Here is a 21,017-nt window from a genome sequence, read left to right as displayed (position 1 = left end):
CGGGAACGTGTGCATGCTTGCTATTGCGCCGCGTCGCGCCGCAGCTTCGCCTGCCGGCGCGTACGGTCGTTCAGAATCTGGTGCCGGCGATGATCGGTCAGCTTCTTCCAGCCGCGCGCCTCGTCGCGCGTGCGCAGGCAGCCGACACACAAGCCCGTGCGGCCGTCGAACGTGCACAGCTCGATACACGGCGATTTTACGGCCACGATCAGGCCGCCTTCGCAGGCGTCATCACTTCGACCGTCACGTGCGACATGCCGTCGAAGCGCGCGAGCAGCGCATGGTAGAAACGCGCGTCGCGCGCGGCATCGCCCGATTCGACCGACACGATCGCGCTCATGTGCCCGGGCCCCACGCGCCATACATGAAGGTCGTTGACCGTGTCGCCGAGCGCCTCGATCGCACGGCGCACGTTGTCCGTCAGCTTGCGGTCGACGTTGACGTCGAGCAGGATTCCGCCCGTATCGCGCATCAGTCCGTACGCCCAGTTGGCGATCACCAGCGCGCCGACGATGCCCGCGAGCGGGTCCATCCAGACCCAGCCGAACGCGCGCGCGAGCAACAGGCCGACGATCGCCAGCACCGACACGGCCGCGTCGGCGATCACGTGAACGTAAGCCGAGCGGATGTTGTGGTCGCGATGCGCGGCCGAGTGCGAACCGTGATCGTGGTGGGCGCCGTCGTGATCATGATCGTGGTCGTGCGCATGATGATGGCCATGCCCGTGATGGTGATCGCCGCTCAGCAGCCACACGCTGGCGAGGTTCACGGCAAGCCCCAGCACGGCGATCGGAATCGCTTCCTCGAAGTGGATCGGCACCGGCGCCAGCAGGCGCGCGATCGCCTCGTAGCCGATCAGCAGCGCCATCATCGCGAGCACGATCGCGCTCGTGAAGCCGGCCAGGTCGCCGAGCTTGCCGGTGCCGAACACGAAGCGCGGATCGTCGGCGTGCCGGCGCGCATAGGTATAGGCCAGCGCCGCGATCAGCATCGCGCCCGCGTGCGTCGACATGTGCAGCCCGTCGGCGACCAGCGCGAGCGAGCCGAACAGCGTGCCGCCGACGATCTCGGCAATCATCATCGCCGTGCACAGGCCGATGACCATCCACGTCTTCCGCTCGTTCCGCGCATGTGCGGCGCCCAGAAACGCGTGGCCGTGCACACCGCCGGCCGGCGTGCGGTCGAATTCGTTCATGTTCCTGCCCGGTTACCTGAAATAGCTGTGCACGACGTCGATGAGCTGCTCGGTCGCGCTGCCCTCGTGTGCGTCGGGTGTATCCGCATCGACGAGATGCGACCGGATGTGGTCTTCCAGCACGACGGCCAGCAGCCCGTTCATCGCGCCGCGGCAGCTCGTGATCCGTTGCAGCACGTCGTTGCAGCCGCGCTCTTCCTCCAGCGCGCGCTCGATCGCTTCGACCTGTCCCTTGATACGGCGCACGCGGTTCAGCAGCTTCTGTTTCTCGCGGACGGTATGACTCATCGATGGCTCCTGTATAGGGGAGGGGAGTATATCTCCGAAATGCTGCCCCTATAGGGTGGAGGGGTATATTTTTCAAGACGCAGGCTTGTCGAACAAAAACCGCTCGGCTAGACTGCTTTTCGTCTTTGGGGAGTAGCCTGCTTTCCGTCCCCGGAAAGCGAACGCGTCAACACACTCGGCCTGCGGCCGTGGCGCGTTCAGCCTGATCGGCCTGGCGAGACCATCGGCACATCGCGTCGTTCCTGGTCGGACGGCGGCGGATGTGTCATGGTTCGTCAGCGTCCGACCACGGAGTCCCCATGTTCTTCCCTGCTCACCTGCCCCACGCCATCGCTACCCGCGGAGGTGCCGCATGACCTTCATGTTCGTCGAACTGGCGTTCATGCTGATCGTCATCCTCGTCGCCGCCGAAGTCTTCACCAACGCGCTCGAACATCTCGGCGAACGCCTGAAGATTTCCGAAGGCGTGACCGGCTCGCTGTTCGCGGCGGTCGGCACCGCGCTGCCCGAAACGATGGTGCCGCTGCTCGCGCTGGCCGGCGGCACGTCGAATCAGGCCGTGAACGAGGAAATCGGCGTCGGCGCGATTCTCGGTGCGCCGCTGATGCTCGCGACGCTCACCACGTTCCTGATGACGCTCGCCGTGATGCGCTCGCGCGGGCTGCGCGGCACGATCGCGCCCGAACGCACGGGATTCGTGCGCGACGTGAACACCTTCCTCGCCGCGTTCTCGCTGGCGACCGTCGCGATGTTCGTCCCGCATCACAACTGGGCCGTGCGCGCGCTGCTCGCCGCGATGCTGGTCGGCCTCTACGTGATGTACGTCGTGATGACGTTCCGCGCGTCGACCGGGCTCGTCGATGCCGGGCACGGCACCGAGGCGCCGCACGCGATGTTCCTGTCGCGCGTCGGCCTGCCGACCAACCTGGCGACGATCGTGCTGCAACTGCTGATCGGCGTCGCGCTGCTGGTTGGCGGCGCGAAGGGCTTCATTCACGGCGTCGAAGGCGTGTCGCACGTGCTCGGCGTGTCGGCGCTGCTGCTGTCGCTGATCATCGTGCCGATCGCGACGGAACTGCCGGAGAAGGTCAACAGCGTGCTGTGGATCCGCCGCGGGAAGGACACGCTCGCGTTCGGCAACATCACCGGCGCGATGGTGTTCCAGGGCACGCTGCTGCCCGCGATCGGCGTCATGCTGACACCGTGGGAGCCGCGCCCCGAGGTGCTGACCGGCGTGATCATCACGCTCGCGGCGGCGGTCTGGCTGCGCGTCAACGCGCGCACGCGCGGGCTCGCGATCTGGGCGCTGTTCGCGAACGGCGCGGGGTATGCGGCGTATCTGGCGTTGACGCTGACGCGCTGAATGGGTCAGGTCGCGGCCGGCCGTGCATCCGCCTGCAACACCTGCTGCACCGCCGGCCGCTCGCGCACCCGCTCGTACCACGCACGCAGATGCGCATGCCGGCTCAGGTCGATATCCGCGTTGTACACGGAACGCATCCAGTCGGCCTTGCCCCAGCCGGTCAGCGCGAACAGGTACGCATCGGCGACCGTGAACGTGTCGTCGGTGACGAACGTCCTGCCGTCGAGCTGGCGGTCGATCCACGCGAAGCGGCCGTCGAGCTTCTGCCGGACGGGCTCGACGTACTTCCCCGCCTGCACCGCATACAGCAGCGGGATGAAGCCCTTGTGGATCTCGGTGCCGAGAAAGTTCAGCCATTCCATCAGCCGGTAGCGCGCGAGCGTGCCGTAAGCGGGCGCGAGCTCGGCCTCCGGGCGCTGGTCCGCGAGATACTGGGCAATCACCGGCCCTTCGCGCAGCATCGTGCCGTCGTCGAGTTCGAGCAGCGGCACATAGCCGAGTTCGGTCACGTCGTAGTAATCGCGGCCGCCGTCGACGACATGCTTGCGCGCGTCGACCTTGACGATCTCGGCGTCGAATCCGCCTTCGCGCAGTACGATGCAGATCGCCTGCGAACAGCTGCCGGGAGCGTGATAGAGCTTCATGCGTTTCCTTCGTGGGTTGTCCATGTATCGATTCGCCGCGACGCGGGCGCTAATATCTCGCATTGGCGCGGCGCCGGGAAGACGGCAGTCGTTTGTGCCGTAGTCACAAAAAATTTACCGACCAGGATTCGGCACGATGAAAACGAGTGCGACAGGATGTTCCGTTGAAGAAGCGATGCGCCTGCTCGGCGGCCGCTGGCGGCTGCTGCTGGTGTCGTATCTGCTCGACGGGCCGCGCCGCTTCAGCGACCTGCGGCGCGACATGCCGGGCATCTCGCAGCGGATGCTGACGCTCGACCTGCGTGCGCTGGAAGACGCGGGGCTCGTGCGGCGCACCGTCTACCCGGAAGTGCCGGTGCGCGTCGAGTACGATCTCACCGCCGACGGCGACCGACTGCGGCCGGTGGTCGACGTGATGCGCGAATTCGGGCTGTGGCTGAAGGCGCGCGACGCACGGGCCGATGCAACGCCCGACGCCGACGCCGGTGTTGCAACCGAAGCCGCCATGCATTCTCCCCGATAACCATCACGCAGGAATCAGGTTCATGGAACTTCACGCTACCGTCGGCGCGGCCACGTCCGATCTCGACGACGACGAAAGCTTCGCCAACATCTACTGTCACGATGCGGAGCAGGACTATTGCTTCGCGCTGTCGCGCTTTCCGGACGACACGCTGATCGAAGTGATGGTGCGCGACCAGCTCAACCTGCGCGTCAAGGATCTGTCGGTGCGGCTGACCGACGATACGATCGACGTCGAGATCGAGCCCGGCGTCGCCGCGCGCCTCGACGGCCAGACGCGTTACGTGATCCATCTCGCGACCGGCCAGTACGATCCGGTCACGCTGCGCGCCGCGCTGCAGGAGATCTTCGTCGGCAAGAACGGCTATCGCGACGACAGCACGCACGGCTGACCGGCTGCAGACGCACGCTCCTTCGCCACGACGCCGGCACATGCCTGTCGGATCTCGTTCCCACATACTGAGCGCCATGCGTCCCATTAATAGGGATGCCTGCCCAGATGTTGACGCGCGCCACGCCACGGCTCTAACGTTCGCCCCAATGCCATTCGATTCGGCCGTCTCGTTCGCGAGCGCCGGCCGGCGCATAGAACACAGGAGACGACCGTGGCCCAATCCACGTCACGCACCCATGTCAACCCGCCGGAGCGGCCATCCGCGCATGCCGGCGCCTCATCCGAATCCATATCCGCCACTCGCGCAACCACGGCCCCGGCCACGCCGCCGAGCCGCAAACGGCTGCTGATCCTCGCGCTGCTGTTCGTCACGGTCGTGATCAACTACCTCGACCGCAGCAACCTGTCGATCGCGGCGCCCGAGCTGTTCAAGGAGCTGAACATCGATCCGGTTCGCGCGGGCCTCGTGTTCTCCGCGTTCGGCTGGACCTATGCGCTAATGCAGATTCCGGGCGGGTGGCTCGTCGACAAGGTGTCGCCGCGCGTGCTGTATGCGGCGGCGCTCGCGCTGTGGTCGGCCGCGACGCTGCTGCTTGGTTTCGCCGGCTCGTTCGTCGGGCTGATCGTGCTGCGCCTCGCGGTCGGCGCGCTGGAAGCGCCGGCCTACCCGATCAACAACCGCGTGGTGACGACGTGGTTCCCGACCCGCGAACGCGCGAGCGCGATCGGCGGCTACACGTCCGGGCAATTCGTCGGCCTCGCGTTCCTCACGCCGGTGCTCGCGTGGCTGCAAGCGCGTCTCGGCTGGCACATGGTGTTCGTCGCGACCGGCCTCGCCGGCATCGCATGGGCCGCGATCTGGTATGCGGTGTATCGCGAGCCGCGCGCGTTGCGCGGCGTCAATGCGGCCGAAATCGCGCTGATTCGCGACGGCGGCGGGCTCGTCGATCTCGAGGACCGCATCGCGGCGCGCGGCGAACGCGCGCCGTCGACGTGGCGCGACCTCGGCGTCGTGCTCGGCCGGCGCAAGCTGTGGGGCATCTACCTCGGCCAGTTCGCGCTGAATTCGACGCTGTGGTTCTTCCTCACGTGGTTCCCGACCTACCTCGTCAAGTATCGCGGGATGGATTTCATCAAGTCGGGCTTCCTCGCGTCGCTGCCGTTCCTCGCCGCGTTCGTCGGCGTGCTCTGCTCGGGCGTGCTGTCGGACTGGCTGATGCGGCGCGGTGCATCGCAAGGCTTCGCGCGCAAGCTGCCGATCATCTCGGGGCTCCTGATCTCGACCTGCATCATCGGCGCGAACTACGTGAGCTCCACCGGCTGGGTGATCGCGTTCATGACGCTCGCATTCTTCGGCAACGGCTTCGCGTCGATCACGTGGTCGCTCGTGTCGGGGCTCGCGCCCGCGCGACTCCTCGGCCTCACGGGCGGCGTGTTCAACCTGATCGGCAACCTGTCCGCGATCGCGACGCCGATCGTGATCGGGCTGCTGGTCGACGGCGCGGACTTCTCGCGTGCGATCACCTACATCGCCGCGATGGCGCTCGCCGGCAGCCTGTCGTACGGGTTGCTCGTCGGCAAGGTGGAACGTATCGACGCGTAGACGCACAAGGGCGGCACACCTGTGCCGCGCTGCTTGACCGCTGCCCCGGTCGGCGTCACAACCGCCGACACCCGTCACGCGCGAGATCGCCAGGATGACCTGGCGGCGTAGTCGAGCGCACCTGTATCGGTATCGACGCCGACGGTGCGCCGACGTTGCCCCGCTTGGCGCGCCACGCCGCCGATGCGGTCGACTCCGGAAACGCTACCAACCCTCCCTTGCCTTCCTGGCCGCAGCCGATTCAATTGCCGCGCTTGCCTTCGGCCGCGCGCCAATCGCTCTCGTCCCTCCGAAGTCGCGTGTCTTCGATTCACCCAAGCGTGCGCCCGGCGGCAGGATGCGCCTGATCATGTTGTTCATCGGCATCGCTTGTCGGTCGATTGAAAAAGGCCGCGACTCGTTTACACTGCCCCGATATGCCCTCTTCGGGATGACACGCGACGTTTTACGGGGCGAACGGCTCGACAGGACGCCTGCCGGCATGCCCTCCCGATCGCGAGCCGGGCAGATGCTTTTTTCGTATCAACGGAACGCGCGTCATGGGCGGAACAGGCCCTTGGGAACCGCATGCTGCTCAACGTGAACTCCATCCACCGCGACGACGATCGCGTCAACCTGTCGTTCAAGGCATTGGGCGAGCTGATCGAGACGGTCGGCACGCCGCACTTCGTGCCGCGCCTCACGCAACTGCTGAACGACGTCGTGCCGCTCGACGTCGCACACGTCGAACGCTCGCGCGTCGATGGCACGATGCCCACCGGCTATCGTTGCGAATGGATCGGCAGCAGCGGCATCGGCGCCGCGTCCACCGAAATCTCCGACGTGATGACGCTCTACTACGAGCGCTTTCTCGACAGCGACCCGCTGTTCGCGGGGCTGCGCGGCAAAACGGGCACGATGCTCGTCGTGCGCGACATCGCGGCGATCCCGCCCGGCGAATTCCGCCAGCGGCTGTTCGACGACGTGCATATCGGGCATGAATGCGTGCTCGCACGCGGCACCCGCTATTCGCAGCATTCGATCGCCCTGGAGCGCGGCCGCGACCGGCCGCCGTTCACGCTCGCCGAGATGAACCGCTTCCGCAGCATCAGCGACATGCTGTTTCCGCTGCTCGAACTGCATGCGTCGACCACCGCCGCGCGGCGCATCGCGCACGCGACGCCGGATCTCCATCCGCTCGCGCAATTCGATGCGCGTCTCGCGGCCGACGGCGTGAAGCTGTCGAAGCGCGAATACGAAACCTGCAAGCATCTGCTCTCGGGCAAGACCGTGCCGGAAACCGCCGACATTCTCGGCGTGCGCGTCGCGTCGGCCGAGTCGTACGTGAAGCGCGCATTCGCGAAGCTCGGCGTGCGCACGAAACGCGAACTCGCCGCGTGGGGAGCGGCGGCCGCCGCGCGCGCTGCCGGCGGATCGCACGACGGCGGCGCACCGCCGGCCATCCCGCGCTGACCCGGGCCGCTCGCTGCGTCTGCGTCCCAGTGCGGTAAACGAAGCAACGACAAGCACGCGATTCGACGCGCCGACGATCGCATCGCGAACGCCACCACGCCACTCCGCCGAAGACAGGACACCCACCCATGGACCGAGCCGAACACATCAGCATCGAGCCGACGCGCGCGCTTGCCGCCGATGAGCTGAACGCATGCGATTTCTCGTTCGACATCGCGTGGGAATTGAATGCGCCGTATCAGGACTTGCTCGATCTTCGCGCGCTGCCGGCGCGGCGCAAGGACTACGGCTTCGATCCGGCCCGCCGGGCGAGCGAAGCGCCGGGCCGAACGGCGCTGTTTCGCGCGACGGCCGGCGAGCGGCTCGCCGGGTTCGTCGCAATCGAGGAAAGCTGGAACGGCATGGCCGAGATCGCGGAGCTGGCCGTCGACCGCCACTGCCGGCGCCAGGGCATCGGGCGGCTCCTGCTGGCGGCCGCGCAAGCGTGGGCGCGCAGCCAAGGGTTCGGCTTCATGCGGCTCGAAACCCAGACGAACAACGTCGCCGCCTGCTCGGCGTATGCGCGCGCGGGCTTCGCGCTCGGCGGCCACGACCGCTTCCTGTACGCCGATGGCGAAAATGCCGGGGAAGTCGCCCTGTTCTGGTACAAGGACCTGCGCGACGGCCAGACCGCGCGAAGCCGCACGGTCGACCCGGCATCGGTGCGGCCGGTGCGCTGACGCGGCGCCATTCGGCGCGTCAATGCCGTATCGATGCCGCGTTACTTGCGCGTCGCCACGATGAACAGGCGCGGAAACGGCAGCAGCACCGCGCCGTCGTCCTGCACCGGATAGCCGTTCGGCCCGGCCAGCGCATCGCGATAGCGCGCGACGAACGCGCGCTGCTCGGACGCGTCGAGCGCCGCGAGAAACGGCCGCAGCGCGCTGCCCTTGAACCATTCGACCACCGCGTCCGCGCCGCCGCGCAGCGGGTGGTAATAGGTCGTGCGCCACACGTCCACGCGCGCGCACAGCGGCGCGAGCAGCGCATGGTAGTAGCGCGCATCGAACCGCTCGGTGCGCGCCGCGGCTTTCAGCTTGTCGGCCCACGGGCCGGCCGCCGCAACTTCGCGCATCAGCCGATGCGCCGGTTCGTCGAGATTGTCGGGCATCTGCACCGCGAGATGGCCGCCCGGCGCGAGCCGGCCGACGAGCATCGGGAATAGCGTGTCGTGCGCGGGCACCCATTGCAGCACCGCATTCGACAGGATCAGGTCATAGCCGCCCGGGTCGTCCCAGGTCGTAACGTCGGCAAGGTCGAAACGCAGCGCCGGGAGGCGCTTGCGCGCGGCCGCGACCATGTCCGCCGATGCATCGATCCCGTGGATCGTCGCATCCGGTGCGCGAGCGATCAGCGCTTCCGTCGAATTGCCGGGCCCGCAGCCGATATCGATCGCGGTGCGGATCGGCGTGTTCGGCACGGCGGCCAGCAGGTCGCGCACCGGGCGCGTGCGTTCGTCCTCGAACTGCACGTACTGGTTCGCATATTGATCGAGCGGGGTCGTCACGATAGGGCTCCTTGTCGGCATGGGCGGCCGCCGCGCATCCGCGCAACGGAATGCCGCAGGCGGCCGATGCAGCGCATTCTGCGACCGCGCCCGACCTTAAGTAAAATGAATTTAATATCGTGATTGATTCAAAATTCTGTTGACGTCGTCCTCCGCCTAAAGGCGGACGGGTCCAACACCTGGCGATGCACACGCGCATTCGCGACCTTGGCGTGCAGCTTCGCGATATGCCGCTTGCGCTTTCGCCAGCTTCTCCGCCGCGCGTCGACCGAACTGGTCATTGGGCAGCTTCTCGCCGGTCGAAAAGCATGCAGGTGATCTGACCCGCGGAAGAGGCTACCTGTCAACAGCACTCCTTTCCTTCCCCCCATCAATGGCGGGGTCTCTCGGAGCAAATTCTGATGAAGATCGATACGCTCGGTGTCCAGGCTTTCGTCGCGATCGCCGATGGCGGCAGCTTCCGGCAGGCAGCCGATACGCTGCACGTCACGCAAACGGCGATCACGCAGCGGCTGCGCAAGCTCGAAGCATATCTCGGCGTCGCGCTGGTCGAACGCACGACGCGCCGCACCACGCTGACCGAGATCGGCCGGCGTTTCCTGCCGCAAGCGCGCCGGCTGCTGAACGAACTGTCCGACGCGCTGACCGAAATCCGGGAGACGGGCCTGAGCCAGCGCGGCGACGTCACGATCGCGTGCGTGCCGACGGTCGGCGTGCAGTACCTGCCGCGCATCCTGCGCGCGTTCTCCGGGCACCGGCCGCACGATCGCGTGAAGATTCTCGATCACGCGTCGGCGTCGGTGCTGCAGGCCGTGTTGCGGCGCGAGGCCGAATTCGGCATCAGCATCGCCGGCGACCAGCACCCGGAACTCGTCAGCGTGCCGCTCACGCACGATCCTTACGTGCTCGTGTGTCGCGACGATCATCCGCTCGCTAAGCGGCGGCGCATCCGCTGGGTGGCGCTGCAGCCGCATCCGCTGATCTTCGCCGGCGAAGTGAGCGGCAATCGCGGACTGCTCGAAGGGGCGCTGAAGACGAGCGGCGTATCGCTGCATTCGTTCTACGAGGTGCAGCGCAGTTCGACGGCGCTCGGGCTCGTCGCCGAAGGGCTCGGCGCGGCCGTCGTGCCGAAGCTCGCGATCCAGAAGAATGCGTATCCGATGATCCGCACGATCGAGCTCGTCGAGCCGTCGGTGTCGCGCACGCTCGTGCTCGTCATGCGCCGCAACGCGCAACTGTCGCCGGCCGCGCGGGCGCTGTACGACATGATCGTCGAGCGGGCGGCGCCCGGGCGGTGATCCGTGCGCGATGCGCGGCAACCGGCGTGTCACGAGATGCCGCGAAGCCGCCCGTTGCCGCTCAAAGCACCTTGACCATGAACACGCGCGCCGCGCCTTCCGGCTCGCACGGCACTTCGCCGAACGTCTCGTAACCCTGCTTCCGATAGAAGTCCGGCGCCTGGAACGAGATCGTGTACAGCACCGCACGCGCGCACCCGCGCCGCTTCGCTTCCGCTTCGGCCTCGCACAGTAACCGGCTGCCGAAGCCGCCGCCGCGCAGCGATTCGGGAAGATAGAACAGATCGATGAAGAACAGGCCAAGCGACGTACGGCCGGTGAGGCCGCCCACTACCTCGCCGGTCGCGGGATCGGTCACGTAGACGTCGAGCGCGGCCGTGTCGGCGCGCCCCGTCATCGCATGGTTGAATTCGCCGAGCTTGCGGCTGATGAAGTCTCGGGCGGCCGGCTGCTCCGTGTCGGTCAGTTGTAGGGTGACGTCGGGATGGGCTGTCATGGAGGCGAACGCGTACGTGTGAAGAGCGCCGGGCGTGCGGGGCCGCGGCGGGCGTCGCACGACTATAGCGCGTCGTCATGCGCTCACGCCACCGCGAGCACCGCCGCCGCCAGGCCGCGACGACCGCGCCGATCGTCATGCCCCGCGCTGAACCGCGCCACCGTCGCACGCATCGCGTCACTTCGCGTTCAATTCCTTCCAGCGCCGGTACACGTCGATCGCGCCATCGTGCTTCTGCTGCACCATCGGCAACCGGCGCTCCCCGATCGGCTTCGTGTATTCCGCATAAAACGTATCGAGCTCGAAGTACTTGCGGTCGTCGCGATAGAACGGCGCGTAATCCTCGCGCGTCGTGATGTAGATCACGCGCTTCGGGCTGCAGTAGTACAGTGAGCCGAGGCACATCGGGCACGGGCTCGCGAGGATGTAGATCTCGCAGTCGGTCAGGTGCTCGGTACCGAGCTTGCGACACGCGTCGCGCACCGCGAGGATCTCCGCGTGCGCGGTCGGGTCGCCGGTTTGCGCGACGAGATTCGGGCTCTCGGCGACGATCTCGCCGTCGCGGACGATCACCGTCGCGAACGGGCGGCCGCCCTCTTCCACGTTCTTCATCGCGAGATCGATCGTGCGCTTCACAAAATCCATGGGTGTGTCCTCGTTGAAACGGCTTGGCGGGAACGTGCGCCGGCGGCACACGTCGGGCGATACGGCGCGGCACCGTCGTAGCGGCGCCGCGCCAGCGTCAGAACGGCTTGGTCGGCAGGTACTTGCCGTCGAGTGTGATCACCGCGCGCGAACCGCCTTCCGGATCGTCGACCTTCTTCACGTCGAGCCGGAAATTGATCGCGCTGATGATGCCGTCGCCGAACTTCTCGTGCACGAGCGCCTTCAGCGTCGTGCCATACACCTGCAGGATTTCGTAGAAACGGTAGATGGTCGGGTCGGTCGGCACGCGATCGTCGATGCTGCCGCGCAGCGGAATCGATTGCAGCAGCAGCACGGCGTCGTCGTCGAGGCCGAGCTTGTCGGCGACGACGCGCGCCGCGTCGGCCGGCAGCGCATGCTGGCCGAGCAGCGCGGCCGTGACGAACGCTTCGCTCAGGCCCGTGCCTTCGGTGAGTTGCGCGAACGACAGGTCCTTGCGCGCCTTCGCGAGGACGACGGTTTCCGCCAGCGCGTGACGCGCCGTCTGACTGTGCTGGGACTGGATCATGGCAATTCCTCGTAGTGGAGTGGGAGCAGGGGCGATTCAGGCCGCGACGGGCTGCGTCGCGGGGGTGGCGCGGACGCCGGGATGGTCCGCGAGGGGCACGAACCGGCCGCTCGCGCCGTCGTAGGCGTCGATGCGGCCCGATTCGATGTCGTAGACCCAGCCGTGCAGCGCGAGACGCCCTTCCTCGAGCGCGAGCCGCACGGCCGGGTGCGTCTTCAGGTTGGCCAGTTGCGCGACGACGTTCTCGCGCACCATCGAATCGATCCGTTCGCGTTCGCTGCGATGCGAGCGCGCCTCGTTCACGACCCGCGCCGAATCGGCATAGCGCAGCCAGTGGCCGACGGCCGGCATGTGATCCATGCACTGGCAGGTCGCGATCGCGGTCATCGCGCCGCAATCGGAATGCCCGCAGATCACGACGTCGGTCACGCGCAGCGCGGCAACCGCATATTCGACCGACGCCGACACGCCGCCCGGCTCCGGGCCGTACGACGGCACGATGTTGCCCGCGTTGCGGATCACGAACAGGTCGCCCGGTTCGCGCTGCGTGACGAGCTCGGGCACGAGCCGGCTGTCCGAGCACGAGATGAACAGCGCCCGCGGGTGCTGGCTGCGCGCGAGATCGCGAAACAGCGCGGCGCGCGCCGGATACGCGTCGCGCTGGAACTTCAGGAAGCCTTCGATGATGTCCTTCATCGCGTGTTCTCCGGTGCCGGTGGAATCGATGAAGGACAGGTTACGCCCGGCTTCCGATAACGTAAAAGACTGATTTATGATCCGATGGATAAGCACGACTTATAGGAGCCGCCATGCTGCTGCGCCACATCCACTATTTCCTGGCCGTCGCCGAACACCGCAGCTTCACGCGCGCGGCCGCCGCGCTGCACGTATCGCAGCCCGCGCTGTCGCAGCAGATCCGCCAGCTCGAGGACACGCTCGGCGCGCAGTTGTTCGACCGCACCGGGCGCGTCACGCGGCTGACCGATGCCGGCGACGTGTATTTCCGCCATGCGCGGCAGGCGCTGCACGATCTCGCCGAGGGCCGGCGGGCCATTCACGACGTGCAGGATCTGAGCCGCGGCTCGCTGCGCGTCGCGGTCACGCCGACCTTCACGAGCTATCTCGTCGGGCCGCTCGTCGAGGCCTTTCACGGCCGCTACCCGGACGTGTCGCTATCGATACGCGAGATGTCGCAGGACCGCATGGAAGCGCTGCTCGGCGACGGCGAGCTCGATGTCGGCATTGCATTCGACGAGGTGCAGGCGGCGGATATCGATGCGCAAACGCTGCTGGTCGAAACGCTCGCGCTCGTCGTGAACCGCGGGCACGCGCTCGCCGGCAAACGCAAGGCCGGGCTGCACGCGCTGCACGACGCGCCGCTCGTGCTGCTCACCGCGGAGTTCGCGACGCGCACGCAGATCGACCGCTATTTCCGCGCGCACGGCGTGCAGCCGCGCGTGCTGATGGAAGCGAATTCGCTCGGTGCGGTGATCGAAATCGTGCGCCGCACGACTCTCGCGACGCTGCTGCCGGCAACGATCGCGGCAGGGCATGACGATCTCGTCGCGGTCGCGCTCGATCCGGCCGTGCTGCGGCGCACGGCCGTGCTGCTGCAGCGCAAGGGCGCGTACCGAAGCGCGGCCGCGCGTGCGTTCGTCGAGCTGGCGCTCGCGCAGGGGGCGGAAAATTCGAAGGGGGAAGGCAGGGCGCGTGCAACGCGCAGAAAGGCGGCCGGCTGAACGCAGTCGCGCGGAACGGAAGACGAACCGTCCCGCGCGGACGTCCGGCGTTTCAGTCGAACGAAACGCCGGCGGGACGTCGAAACGACGCGAACGATACGCGCGTCAGTTGTACCCGAGAATCGCCACGGCCGCGACCTCCGGCCGATCAATCGTATTGCCGACGAGCGAGGTCATCGGTTCCTGCAGCACGGCCCGATACGAGCTCACGCGCGCTTCTTCCGGCGTACCCGCGTCGTCCGCGGCCGGTTCGTCGAACGCGGCATCGAAGCCACTATCAAAACCCGTTTGCTTCTGCGAAAAAGTCATCTCCACTCCTTTGCCTTGATATGTCGTCGATGTTCTAGCCAGCCTGCTTCAACACCGCCGCAGGCACGGGCGCGCCGTCATGCGCGGCCTCGGACCGCGCGAGCTGTGCACGCGTGCGCCGCGTGATGTGGATCACCGCGAACACGACCGGCGCGATCAGCAGCCCTTCCGCCAGTTCCGGATCGACCGGCAGGTTCATCACGTGCAGCGCCTTGAACGCCGCCGTCGCGAGCGACAGCACGTAGTAAGAAATGGCGGCCACCGATAGCCCTTCGACCGCGTGCTGCAAATGAAGCTGGTTGCGCGCGGTGCGCTCCATGCCGGCCAGCAGGCGCGTCACGTCCTTTTCCTGCGCGAGATTCACGCGCGTGCGCAGCAGGTCGACCGCGCGCGCGATCCGCGCGGCGATCTGCTCGTGACGCGCCCACACGCTGCGGCAGGTTTCCATCGCCGGCGCGAAGCGCCGCTCCATGAATTCGGCGATCGTCGGCATCCCTTCGATACGCTCCTCGCGCAACTCGTGGATGCGGGCCAGCACGAGCTTTTCGTACGCGCGCGACGCGCTGAAGCGCGCGCCCGCACCCGACAACGATTCGACCCGCACCGCGAGATGCGTAAGCTTGACGAGCAGCGCCGTGTCGTCGCCATCGGCGCCGCTCGCGTCCATCCGCTGCATCAATGCATGCAGCGCCGCGTGGATCTCGTCGAGCTCGCGGCTCATCCGGCGCGCGACGGGCAGCGCAAGCAGCGCCATCATCCGGTACGTTTCGATTTCATACAGGCGCTGCAACAGCCGGCCGCCCTGCTCCTCGCGGAAATCCTCGTCGACGACGAGAAAACGCATGAAACCGTCGTCGCGCACGTGCCAGTCGCAGAACACCTTGCCGCCGCCGAGCACGCGGCTGCCGACGAGCGCGGGCCCGTCGATCCAGCGCCGCAGGTCGCCGCACACGCGCCGCGCGGCGTCGCCCGACAGCAATTCCATCCGCACCGCGACGAAACGGATGCCGGCCAGCCGCGCGAACCACGCGGCCGGAATGCCGTCGATCGCGAGATCGTCGAAATAACCGGTGTCGCGACGCGGCGCGACGAACGTGAAGGTCGAGAATTCGGTGTGGCGCTCCCACTTCAGATGCCAGCCGCACGGCGACTGCACCGCATAGTGCGTCGCGCCTTCGTGCGGCGCGTCGATGCCGGTATCGCGGCACAGCGCATGCAGCAGCGCTTCGTGGATGTCGGGCTGGCCGTCCGCATAGATCGCGTAATGCGTGAGCGACACGGCTTCGGCGAGCCGCAGGAACGGCCGGGCATGCAATTCCGCGGCCAGTGCGGCGCGCAACGGATGGTCCATCATCGATTCACCACGCTTCCCTGTTCAGTCCTGCCCGCCGGATCATCCGGCCCGACCGCCGCGTCACGCTCGCGCAAAACGCCAGCGCGATTGCACTATGGCAGACACACAGCAACAATAAAAACGCATAATGCTGATCGTTACGTTCAGTTTTCCTGATACCCATGAAGATGCTCGATCACGACGTGCTGGCCACCGTCGTCGCCGTCGCGGAAACCGGCAACATGACCCGCGCGGCCGAGGCCGTGAACCGCTCGCAGTCGGCCGTGAGCATGCAGATCAAGAGCCTGGAAGACGCGATCGGCCGGCCGCTGTTCGTGCGCAAGCCGCGCAGCATCGTGCTGACGCGCGAGGGCGAGGTGCTGCTGGGATTCGCCCGGCGAATGCTGGCGCTGCGCGACGAGGCATGGGCGGCCGTGGTGCGGCCGGAAGTGACCGGCAAGGTGGTGATCGGCGTGCCGGACGACTATGCGTCGTCGCTGCTGCCGTCGGTGCTGAAGAAATTCTCCGCGACCTACCCGAAGGTCGAGATTCAGGTAATGGGGCTGCCGAGCAGCGCGCTCGCGCCGCTGATCAAGGAGGGCACCGTCGATCTCGTGTGCGGGACGCGCATCAAGGGGCTCACCGGCGACTTCATCCGCCACGAGCCGATGGCGTGGGCCGCGATGACGAACGGGCCGCGCGTGTGGGAGGAACGGCCGCTGCCGATCGCGGTGTTCATGCCCGGCAGCGTCGCCCGCGAGAACGCGATCCGCAGCCTCGAACGCGCGAAAGTGCCATACCGCACGTCGTATGAAAGCCCGAGCCTGCTCGGGCTGCTCAGCATGGTCGAAGCCGGCCTCGCGGTCGCGCCGCTCGCCCGTTGCGCGATCCCCGCGCAACTGTCGATGCTCGGCCGCTCGCACGGGCTGCCCGACCTGCCGCCGCTCGAGCTGATCCTCGCACGCAGCACGAAGTCGAAACGGCCGCCGTGCGACTTCCTCGCGGAACAATTGATGGAAGACCTGCAGCGGCAGACCGGGCAAACCGGCGACGCGTGAGCCGGCCGCTCGCCGCGGCGTCACCGATGGCCGGTCGTGCCATGCCCGGCCGCGAGCAACGCCGCATTGACGATGGCCGCCACCGTATCGACGAGCGCTTCCAGCGTGTCGCCGTGCACGTGGCGCTCCGCGGGCGAAACGTGCTCGCTGCGCCGGCCGCCCCACTGGGAGCCGGCCGTGACCGACAGGGTCGCGCTGAACCGGTGGCCGTGCCGCCGGCCGAAGACGCCGATCCGCCGCTCGGCGACGTAAGCCTGTTCGGGAAGAAACAATCGGATCTCGACCGCCACTTGATCGGGGTCGGCCGCGCACGCGTCCGTATCGAACGCCGGCGCGAATACTTTGACGATGCGAAACGTCACGTGGGAATCCCACGCGGCGAGCGGCCCGCCGGCCGCATCGACACGTTCGGCGTCGACCGACCACTGATGGCGATCGGGCACCCGAATCGCCTGGCGCAGCAGCACGTCAGCCGCGCGAACCGTCACCATCAACTGCCGGGCAAGCTGCCTGCCCGACGGCAACGCCGCGGTATGCGCGCGACGGGCAGCCGGGCGCGCGATACGCACTTCTTCCGTAAGGTACATAGGCCCTCCCTGTTCAGGGGTAGCGCCGCGTTCGACGCAGCGCACAAACGTCCACCGTCACCGGCCGGCGGACAGCACGGCGGCCGGCGAATCGGCGGCGGATTAGCCGAGCAATCGCCGTTCCCGGCTCAACGGGCGGTGGGCAAAACCCGCAACGGGCGGGCGACCGGCCCGATCACCGCGTCGACTTGCTGCGCGATCAGCGTGTGCAGCGTGAAATCCGGATCTTCCGGCGCGATGTCGAAGTGCACGTGAATCATGTTGCGCACGGCGCGCGCGCTGACGACATACACGCCGAGCGGGGAATGCAGCAACGCGGCAAGCCGGGCGTGCGCGGCCGCGGCGGAGTCGGCCGTCAGCGTGACGGGCAGTTGCAGGCGCGGGTGCGGCGCCGGGAACGGCACGGCGTTGCGGGATGCGCCGGCACGCAACCGGCGGCCGGAGACATCGAACGCTGGAAAGGGATGAATGAAGGTCATGGCGCGGACGGAAGCCGTCTCGGCTGTTCGACACGTACCCAGCTTAGAAGAGACCGTATCAATGCCGTGCAAAAAAACGGGTCGGTCGTGCAAAAAACGGCAGGCATGCGCCGGGATCGCACCCCGTACGTCGCGCTGGCGGCGCGGGCGCCGGGCAGCCACGTCGACGCCCGATCGCCCGTTTGGCGGACTCGGCTCGCCGGGTTCGCGGCGATATGCCGCGCGCTTTCCACCCGTTGCCTGCAGCCATGACCGTCCGGTGATGAGCGTGTGATCGACATGAGCCGCGTGAACCGGTGAAGGTCGCATGCACCCCGTCAACCATGACAGGTCGACAGCCGGCGATCCGCCGATACACTGTGAGCCACTCCCGACGGCCGCGATCTCCCTCGTTCATCGATGCCGGCCGTCGCTTCGATTGCGCACGGGGTCATCCTCCCGCTTCCCGTCCGCCCCGCACACCTTCCGCACACGTTCCAAGGAGCTGCACTTGAAGCACTGGCATTACGCGCTGCTCGCCTGCGCCGGCCTGCTGGCCGCCACGTCCTCTCACGCCCATCCCGTCTGCACCGTCGTCGCCGACGCCACCACCGGCAAGGTGCTCGTGCAGCAGGGTGACTGCACGACCCGCGTGACGCCGGCATCGACGTTCAAGGTCGCCATCAGCCTGATGGGCTTCGACGCCGGCGTGCTGAAGGACGCGCACACGCCCACGCTCGATTTCCACGCCGGCTACCCCGACTGGGGCGGCGCGCCGTGGCGCGAACCGACCGATCCGGCGCGCTGGATGAAGCTGTCGATCTTCTGGTATTCGGAGCAGGTCACGCAGGCGCTCGGGCAGGCGCGCTTCCAGCAGTACACGAGCGCGTTCGGCTACGGCAACGCCGACGCCACCAGCCAGCAGGGCGAATTCCCCGGCATGATGGGCGCATGGGTCAATTCGTCGCTACGAATTTCGCCGCTCGAACAGGTCGCGTTCATGCGCAAGATCGCGCAGCGGACGCTGCCCGTCAGCGCGCACGCATACGACATGACTGGCCGGATCACGCTGCTCGACGCGCAACCGGGCGGCTGGACCGTGCACGGCAAGACCGGCACCGGCTCCCCGGGCATCAAGTACGATGCTGCGCACGCGTACGGCTGGTTCGTCGGCTGGGCGACGAAGGGGTCGCGCACGCTGGTGTTCGCGAACCTGATCCAGGACGACGAGCGGCAAACGCCGAATGCCGGCCTGCGCTCGCGCGACACGTTCCTCGCGGCGCTGCCGACACTGGCCGACCCGACCCGGCCGCAATGAGCGCCGTCCCCCGCAACGCCCAGATCGACCTGTTGCGCGGCGTCTCGATCCTCCTCGTTCTGCTGCATCACTTCAACATCGCGTATCCGCTGCGCGACACCGCGCTCGCGCACGTGCTCGGCTGGGACACGATTCATGCGATCGTGCGCAACGGCAACTACGGCGTGACGATGTTCTTCGCGATCTCGGGCTACCTGATCACGTCGAACGCGCGCCGCCGCTGGGGTAGCCTCGGCGCGCTCGACGTGCGCGCATTCTACGTGTCGCGCATTGCGCGGATCGTCCCGTGCCTGCTTCTGCTGCTCGCGCTCGTCAACGGCCTCGCGGCGGCCGGCGTGCCGATCTTCACGAACCACGCGCCGCAGGGCATCGCCGTGTCGTACTGGCTCGTGAATCTGGCATCGCTCACGTTCTGGATGAACGTGCTGATCGGCGCGTACGGATGGGTCAACTACGCGCTCGGCGTGTTGTGGTCGCTGTCGGTGGAAGAGGTGTTCTATCTGTCGTTTCCGCTGCTGTGCATCGCGCTGCGCCGCGACGCGCGGCTGTTCGCGTTCTGGCTGCTGATTGCGGCGATCGGTCCCGTGTACCGCTTTACGCATCCGGGCGACGAAGGCGGCTTCCTGTATGCGTACTTCGCCTGCTTCGACGGCATCGCGATCGGCTGCTGTACCGCGCTGCTCGCCGAACGCGCGCGCTGGCAGGTGCTCGCGGCCGCGCCCGTGCAATGGCTCGCGGCAACCGCGATGACGGTGCTCTATCTCGCGTGGCCGATCGCGGAAAGCCATGTGCTCGGCGTATCGGCGATGGCGCTCGGCACGGCCGTGCTGCTGATCGGCGCGCATGCCGAACCCGCATCCACTCACGGCCGCCTGCTCGCGCCGCTGCGCTGGAGCGGCCGGCTCAGCTACGAGCTGTATCTGTTCCATCTGATCGTGCTAGGCGCGCTGCGCACGTTCTGGCCGCCGTCCGCCACGCATGGCGACGACAAGCTGGCGCTGCTCGTCGCGTATCTGGCGCTGTCGTCAGTATTGAGCGCGGTCATCGCACGCGGCTATGCAACGCCGCTCGATCGCCTCATCAAGCGCGTCGCGTCGCGGCCTGCGGCGCAGGTACCGGACAGCGCGCGCGTCTAGCTTCTCCACGTGGCGGCGAGCAAAGCAAAAACCGGCCAGGGCTCGGCTGTATCGCAATCGCAAACACGATGCAGGAATCCGAAGCGGGGACAAGATGAAGGGAAACCGCAAGAATCGGCATGGCCGATGACCGGATGCGACGCCCCGCGCGGCCGGAATCAGCCGGCGTATGCTGCGACGCGGCGCACGGTCACGATGCGCGCGGGCGGAAGATTGGCCCACACGATCCGGCTGTCGCATGCGACGAATGCCGAATCGCCCAGCGGATGACGGCCGGGCGCGCGCAGGTCGTAGGTGAATTGAATCATCACGCCGTCGGCCGACAGCACGCGATGGCACTGACCGACGATCGCCGCGACGTCCTCGCGCGGCAGCGTGCGCAGCGGCAGGCACGACACGATCGCATCGACCGTGGCGCCCGCGGGCAACAGCCGCTCGAGCCGCCGGGCGTCGCCCGATACGATCGAGATACCGGGAAAGCGTCGCCGCAGATGCTGCACGAACGCCGGCGAACGTTCGACCACCACGAGGCGCCGTGGCGCAACGCCGCGTTCGAGCAATGCCGCGGTGATCGCGCCGGTGCCGCCGCCGAGTTCGACGACCAGCCCGCCGCCGTCCGGCACCGCATCGGCCATCTCGCGCGCCAGATGTCGCGAACTCGGGCACAACGCACCCACCGCGGCCGGCCGGCCGACCCACTCACGCACGAACAGTGCCGAGACACGCCACGCGTTCGGCCACGTCATCGGCGGGCCTCCGCCGTTCGTGCGGTCGGCGGCGGCGTGCCAATGACCGCGCGGAACAGGGCTACGACGACACGGGCAAGATTCATGCGCATCCTCCTGGGAGAATCGGTCCGCCGCAGGACGCGCGACGGTCAATCGATTCTAGGAAACGCAAACTTAAGGCGACGTGAAGATCGACCCTGATTCGCCTGACCAATGCGTGCCGAGTCAACGCTTGACGGGTTCCCGCAAGTGCACTGGATAGCGCGCGAACGGTCCGAATCGGCCGCGGTACGGCGTCGTTCGCGTCGAAATCACCGGACGTCGCCACCACGGCGAG

At 67.4% G+C, this 21,017-nt stretch carries 25 protein-coding genes, 1 pseudogene and 1 riboswitch; of the genes and pseudogenes, 11 read left to right on the top strand and 15 right to left on the bottom strand.

Annotation, left to right across the window (positions count from 1 at the left end):
* Positions 1-20 precede the first annotated feature (20 nt).
* Genes CFB89_RS17830 through CFB89_RS17820 form a run of 3 tightly spaced genes read right to left on the bottom strand, consistent with a single transcriptional unit; the run spans position 21 to position 1,483 of the window.
* Complete coding sequence (locus tag CFB89_RS17830; protein ID WP_089469001.1) at positions 21-206, bottom strand: DUF1289 domain-containing protein; 186 nt, start codon at positions 204-206, stop codon at positions 21-23.
* A 2-nt stretch (positions 207-208) separates the two neighbouring features.
* Positions 209-1,195: a CDF family Co(II)/Ni(II) efflux transporter DmeF gene (gene dmeF / locus CFB89_RS17825; RefSeq protein WP_089469000.1), complete on the bottom strand. Its 987-nt coding sequence runs from the start codon at positions 1,193-1,195 to the stop codon at positions 209-211.
* Positions 1,196-1,207: 12 nt separating this feature from the next.
* Positions 1,208-1,483: a metal/formaldehyde-sensitive transcriptional repressor gene (locus tag CFB89_RS17820; protein ID WP_089468999.1), complete on the bottom strand. Its 276-nt coding sequence runs from the start codon at positions 1,481-1,483 to the stop codon at positions 1,208-1,210.
* Positions 1,484-1,598: 115 nt separating this feature from the next.
* A riboswitch (yybP-ykoY riboswitch) is annotated at positions 1,599-1,766 on the top strand.
* Between the two features lie 69 nt (positions 1,767-1,835).
* Here CFB89_RS17820 and CFB89_RS17815 point away from each other — a divergent pair.
* Positions 1,836-2,846 (top strand): sodium:calcium antiporter, encoded by a 1,011-nt coding sequence (locus CFB89_RS17815; protein ID WP_089468998.1) that lies wholly within the window; start codon positions 1,836-1,838, stop codon positions 2,844-2,846.
* A gap of 5 nt (positions 2,847-2,851) precedes the next feature.
* Here CFB89_RS17815 and CFB89_RS17810 read toward each other — a convergent pair whose 3' ends face one another.
* The gene (locus CFB89_RS17810) at positions 2,852-3,490 is read right to left on the bottom strand and encodes a glutathione S-transferase N-terminal domain-containing protein (protein ID WP_089468997.1); all 639 of its coding nucleotides are present in this window, start codon (positions 3,488-3,490) and stop codon (positions 2,852-2,854) included.
* A 136-nt stretch (positions 3,491-3,626) separates the two neighbouring features.
* On the opposite strand from CFB89_RS17810, the gene CFB89_RS17805 reads away from it, so the two are divergent.
* The 5 genes from CFB89_RS17805 to CFB89_RS17785 all read left to right on the top strand — a co-directional run bounded on the left by CFB89_RS17805 (position 3,627) and on the right by CFB89_RS17785 (position 8,180).
* Positions 3,627-4,013: a helix-turn-helix domain-containing protein gene (locus CFB89_RS17805; RefSeq protein ID WP_089468996.1), complete on the top strand. Its 387-nt coding sequence runs from the start codon at positions 3,627-3,629 to the stop codon at positions 4,011-4,013.
* Positions 4,014-4,035: 22 nt separating this feature from the next.
* On the top strand, positions 4,036-4,404 hold the full coding sequence (locus CFB89_RS17800) for a hypothetical protein (RefSeq protein ID WP_089468995.1): 369 nt from the start codon (positions 4,036-4,038) through the stop codon (positions 4,402-4,404).
* A 213-nt stretch (positions 4,405-4,617) separates the two neighbouring features.
* The gene (locus CFB89_RS17795; protein ID WP_089468994.1) at positions 4,618-6,009 is read left to right on the top strand and encodes an MFS transporter; all 1,392 of its coding nucleotides are present in this window, start codon (positions 4,618-4,620) and stop codon (positions 6,007-6,009) included.
* Between the two features lie 567 nt (positions 6,010-6,576).
* A complete protein-coding gene (locus tag CFB89_RS17790) occupies positions 6,577-7,461 on the top strand; it encodes a helix-turn-helix transcriptional regulator (protein ID WP_089468993.1) in 885 nt (294 codons plus the stop codon).
* A 128-nt stretch (positions 7,462-7,589) separates the two neighbouring features.
* On the top strand, positions 7,590-8,180 hold the full coding sequence (locus tag CFB89_RS17785; protein WP_089468992.1) for a GNAT family N-acetyltransferase: 591 nt from the start codon (positions 7,590-7,592) through the stop codon (positions 8,178-8,180).
* A gap of 41 nt (positions 8,181-8,221) precedes the next feature.
* Here the strand turns inward: CFB89_RS17785 and tam are convergent, their stop codons facing one another.
* Together tam and CFB89_RS34340 are read right to left on the bottom strand one after the other, a co-directional pair.
* Positions 8,222-9,007: a trans-aconitate 2-methyltransferase gene (gene tam, locus CFB89_RS17780; protein ID WP_089468991.1), complete on the bottom strand. Its 786-nt coding sequence runs from the start codon at positions 9,005-9,007 to the stop codon at positions 8,222-8,224.
* 170 nt (positions 9,008-9,177) lie between these two features.
* Positions 9,178-9,319: pseudogene (locus CFB89_RS34340) on the bottom strand (RNA-guided endonuclease TnpB family protein); the annotation flags it as partial.
* A gap of 89 nt (positions 9,320-9,408) precedes the next feature.
* Here CFB89_RS34340 and CFB89_RS17775 point away from each other — a divergent pair.
* Positions 9,409-10,305: a LysR family transcriptional regulator gene (locus tag CFB89_RS17775; RefSeq protein WP_089468990.1), complete on the top strand. Its 897-nt coding sequence runs from the start codon at positions 9,409-9,411 to the stop codon at positions 10,303-10,305.
* Between the two features lie 61 nt (positions 10,306-10,366).
* Here the strand turns inward: CFB89_RS17775 and CFB89_RS17770 are convergent, their stop codons facing one another.
* The 4 genes from CFB89_RS17770 to CFB89_RS17755 all read right to left on the bottom strand — a co-directional run bounded on the left by CFB89_RS17770 (position 10,367) and on the right by CFB89_RS17755 (position 12,710).
* Entirely contained in the window at positions 10,367-10,801 is a 435-nt protein-coding gene (locus CFB89_RS17770; RefSeq protein ID WP_089468989.1) for an N-acetyltransferase, read from the bottom strand.
* 177 nt (positions 10,802-10,978) lie between these two features.
* Positions 10,979-11,446 (bottom strand): nucleoside deaminase, encoded by a 468-nt coding sequence (locus tag CFB89_RS17765; RefSeq protein ID WP_089468988.1) that lies wholly within the window; start codon positions 11,444-11,446, stop codon positions 10,979-10,981.
* A 97-nt stretch (positions 11,447-11,543) separates the two neighbouring features.
* The gene (gene cynS, locus CFB89_RS17760; protein ID WP_089468987.1) at positions 11,544-12,014 is read right to left on the bottom strand and encodes a cyanase; all 471 of its coding nucleotides are present in this window, start codon (positions 12,012-12,014) and stop codon (positions 11,544-11,546) included.
* Positions 12,015-12,050: 36 nt separating this feature from the next.
* Positions 12,051-12,710, bottom strand: a complete 660-nt coding sequence (locus CFB89_RS17755) for a carbonic anhydrase (RefSeq protein WP_089468986.1) — start codon at positions 12,708-12,710, stop codon at positions 12,051-12,053.
* 113 nt (positions 12,711-12,823) lie between these two features.
* On the opposite strand from CFB89_RS17755, the gene cynR reads away from it, so the two are divergent.
* Positions 12,824-13,753 carry a transcriptional regulator CynR gene (gene cynR / locus CFB89_RS17750; RefSeq protein ID WP_089468985.1) on the top strand — a complete coding sequence of 310 codons (930 nt, stop codon included), beginning with the start codon at positions 12,824-12,826 and terminating at the stop codon, positions 13,751-13,753.
* A gap of 105 nt (positions 13,754-13,858) precedes the next feature.
* On the opposite strand, the gene CFB89_RS17745 is transcribed toward cynR, so the two are convergent.
* On the bottom strand, positions 13,859-14,062 hold the full coding sequence (locus CFB89_RS17745; RefSeq protein ID WP_089468984.1) for a hypothetical protein: 204 nt from the start codon (positions 14,060-14,062) through the stop codon (positions 13,859-13,861).
* 34 nt (positions 14,063-14,096) lie between these two features.
* A complete protein-coding gene (locus tag CFB89_RS17740) occupies positions 14,097-15,416 on the bottom strand; it encodes a DUF3422 family protein (protein ID WP_089468983.1) in 1,320 nt (439 codons plus the stop codon).
* Positions 15,417-15,577: 161 nt separating this feature from the next.
* On the opposite strand from CFB89_RS17740, the gene CFB89_RS17735 reads away from it, so the two are divergent.
* Positions 15,578-16,453 carry a LysR family transcriptional regulator gene (locus tag CFB89_RS17735; RefSeq protein WP_027782171.1) on the top strand — a complete coding sequence of 292 codons (876 nt, stop codon included), beginning with the start codon at positions 15,578-15,580 and terminating at the stop codon, positions 16,451-16,453.
* Between the two features lie 20 nt (positions 16,454-16,473).
* Here the strand turns inward: CFB89_RS17735 and CFB89_RS17730 are convergent, their stop codons facing one another.
* Both CFB89_RS17730 and CFB89_RS35665 read right to left on the bottom strand, forming a co-directional pair.
* Positions 16,474-17,040, bottom strand: a complete 567-nt coding sequence (locus tag CFB89_RS17730; protein ID WP_089468982.1) for a hypothetical protein — start codon at positions 17,038-17,040, stop codon at positions 16,474-16,476.
* 128 nt (positions 17,041-17,168) lie between these two features.
* A complete protein-coding gene (locus CFB89_RS35665; protein ID WP_089468981.1) occupies positions 17,169-17,519 on the bottom strand; it encodes a hypothetical protein in 351 nt (116 codons plus the stop codon).
* A 490-nt stretch (positions 17,520-18,009) separates the two neighbouring features.
* Between CFB89_RS35665 and blaOXA the strand changes: the two genes are divergently transcribed.
* Together blaOXA and CFB89_RS17715 are read left to right on the top strand one after the other, a co-directional pair.
* A complete protein-coding gene (gene blaOXA, locus CFB89_RS17720; protein ID WP_179233469.1) occupies positions 18,010-18,816 on the top strand; it encodes an OXA-1043 family class D beta-lactamase in 807 nt (268 codons plus the stop codon).
* Positions 18,813-19,952, top strand: coding sequence for an acyltransferase (locus tag CFB89_RS17715; RefSeq protein WP_089468980.1), 1,140 nt, complete (start codon positions 18,813-18,815; stop codon positions 19,950-19,952). Before blaOXA ends, CFB89_RS17715 begins: the two co-directional genes overlap by 4 nt.
* Before the next feature lie 158 nt (positions 19,953-20,110).
* Here CFB89_RS17715 and CFB89_RS17710 read toward each other — a convergent pair whose 3' ends face one another.
* Positions 20,111-20,698 (bottom strand): class I SAM-dependent methyltransferase, encoded by a 588-nt coding sequence (locus tag CFB89_RS17710; protein ID WP_089468979.1) that lies wholly within the window; start codon positions 20,696-20,698, stop codon positions 20,111-20,113.
* Positions 20,699-21,017 lie beyond the last annotated feature (319 nt).

This window comes from Burkholderia sp. AU16741 (assembly GCF_002223345.1).
Classification (GTDB): domain Bacteria; phylum Pseudomonadota; class Gammaproteobacteria; order Burkholderiales; family Burkholderiaceae; genus Burkholderia; species Burkholderia sola.
Note: the sequence above shows the minus strand (reverse complement) of the source record. Positions and strands in the feature narration are given on the sequence as shown.

Bases quoted from the DNA above. Each gene is read 5' to 3' on its own strand.
- dmeF (WP_089469000.1), bottom strand. From the start codon at position 1,195: ATGAACGAATTCGACCGCACGCCGGCCGGCGGTGTGCACGGCCACGCG.
- CFB89_RS17820 (WP_089468999.1), bottom strand. From the start codon at position 1,483: ATGAGTCATACCGTCCGCGAGAAACAGAAGCTGCTGAACCGCGTGCGC.
- CFB89_RS17815 (WP_089468998.1), top strand. From the start codon at position 1,836: ATGACCTTCATGTTCGTCGAACTGGCGTTCATGCTGATCGTCATCCTC.
- CFB89_RS17810 (WP_089468997.1), bottom strand. From the start codon at position 3,490: ATGAAGCTCTATCACGCTCCCGGCAGCTGTTCGCAGGCGATCTGCATC.
- CFB89_RS17805 (WP_089468996.1), top strand. From the start codon at position 3,627: ATGAAAACGAGTGCGACAGGATGTTCCGTTGAAGAAGCGATGCGCCTG.
- CFB89_RS17800 (WP_089468995.1), top strand. From the start codon at position 4,036: ATGGAACTTCACGCTACCGTCGGCGCGGCCACGTCCGATCTCGACGAC.
- CFB89_RS17790 (WP_089468993.1), top strand. From the start codon at position 6,577: ATGCTGCTCAACGTGAACTCCATCCACCGCGACGACGATCGCGTCAAC.
- CFB89_RS17785 (WP_089468992.1), top strand. From the start codon at position 7,590: ATGGACCGAGCCGAACACATCAGCATCGAGCCGACGCGCGCGCTTGCC.
- CFB89_RS17775 (WP_089468990.1), top strand. From the start codon at position 9,409: ATGAAGATCGATACGCTCGGTGTCCAGGCTTTCGTCGCGATCGCCGAT.
- CFB89_RS17770 (WP_089468989.1), bottom strand. From the start codon at position 10,801: ATGACAGCCCATCCCGACGTCACCCTACAACTGACCGACACGGAGCAG.
- CFB89_RS17765 (WP_089468988.1), bottom strand. From the start codon at position 11,446: ATGGATTTTGTGAAGCGCACGATCGATCTCGCGATGAAGAACGTGGAA.
- cynS (WP_089468987.1), bottom strand. From the start codon at position 12,014: ATGATCCAGTCCCAGCACAGTCAGACGGCGCGTCACGCGCTGGCGGAA.
- CFB89_RS17755 (WP_089468986.1), bottom strand. From the start codon at position 12,710: ATGAAGGACATCATCGAAGGCTTCCTGAAGTTCCAGCGCGACGCGTAT.
- cynR (WP_089468985.1), top strand. From the start codon at position 12,824: ATGCTGCTGCGCCACATCCACTATTTCCTGGCCGTCGCCGAACACCGC.
- CFB89_RS17745 (WP_089468984.1), bottom strand. From the start codon at position 14,062: ATGACTTTTTCGCAGAAGCAAACGGGTTTTGATAGTGGCTTCGATGCC.
- CFB89_RS17740 (WP_089468983.1), bottom strand. From the start codon at position 15,416: ATGATGGACCATCCGTTGCGCGCCGCACTGGCCGCGGAATTGCATGCC.
- CFB89_RS17735 (WP_027782171.1), top strand. From the start codon at position 15,578: ATGAAGATGCTCGATCACGACGTGCTGGCCACCGTCGTCGCCGTCGCG.
- CFB89_RS17730 (WP_089468982.1), bottom strand. From the start codon at position 17,040: ATGTACCTTACGGAAGAAGTGCGTATCGCGCGCCCGGCTGCCCGTCGC.
- CFB89_RS35665 (WP_089468981.1), bottom strand. From the start codon at position 17,519: ATGACCTTCATTCATCCCTTTCCAGCGTTCGATGTCTCCGGCCGCCGG.
- CFB89_RS17715 (WP_089468980.1), top strand. From the start codon at position 18,813: ATGAGCGCCGTCCCCCGCAACGCCCAGATCGACCTGTTGCGCGGCGTC.
- CFB89_RS17710 (WP_089468979.1), bottom strand. From the start codon at position 20,698: ATGACGTGGCCGAACGCGTGGCGTGTCTCGGCACTGTTCGTGCGTGAG.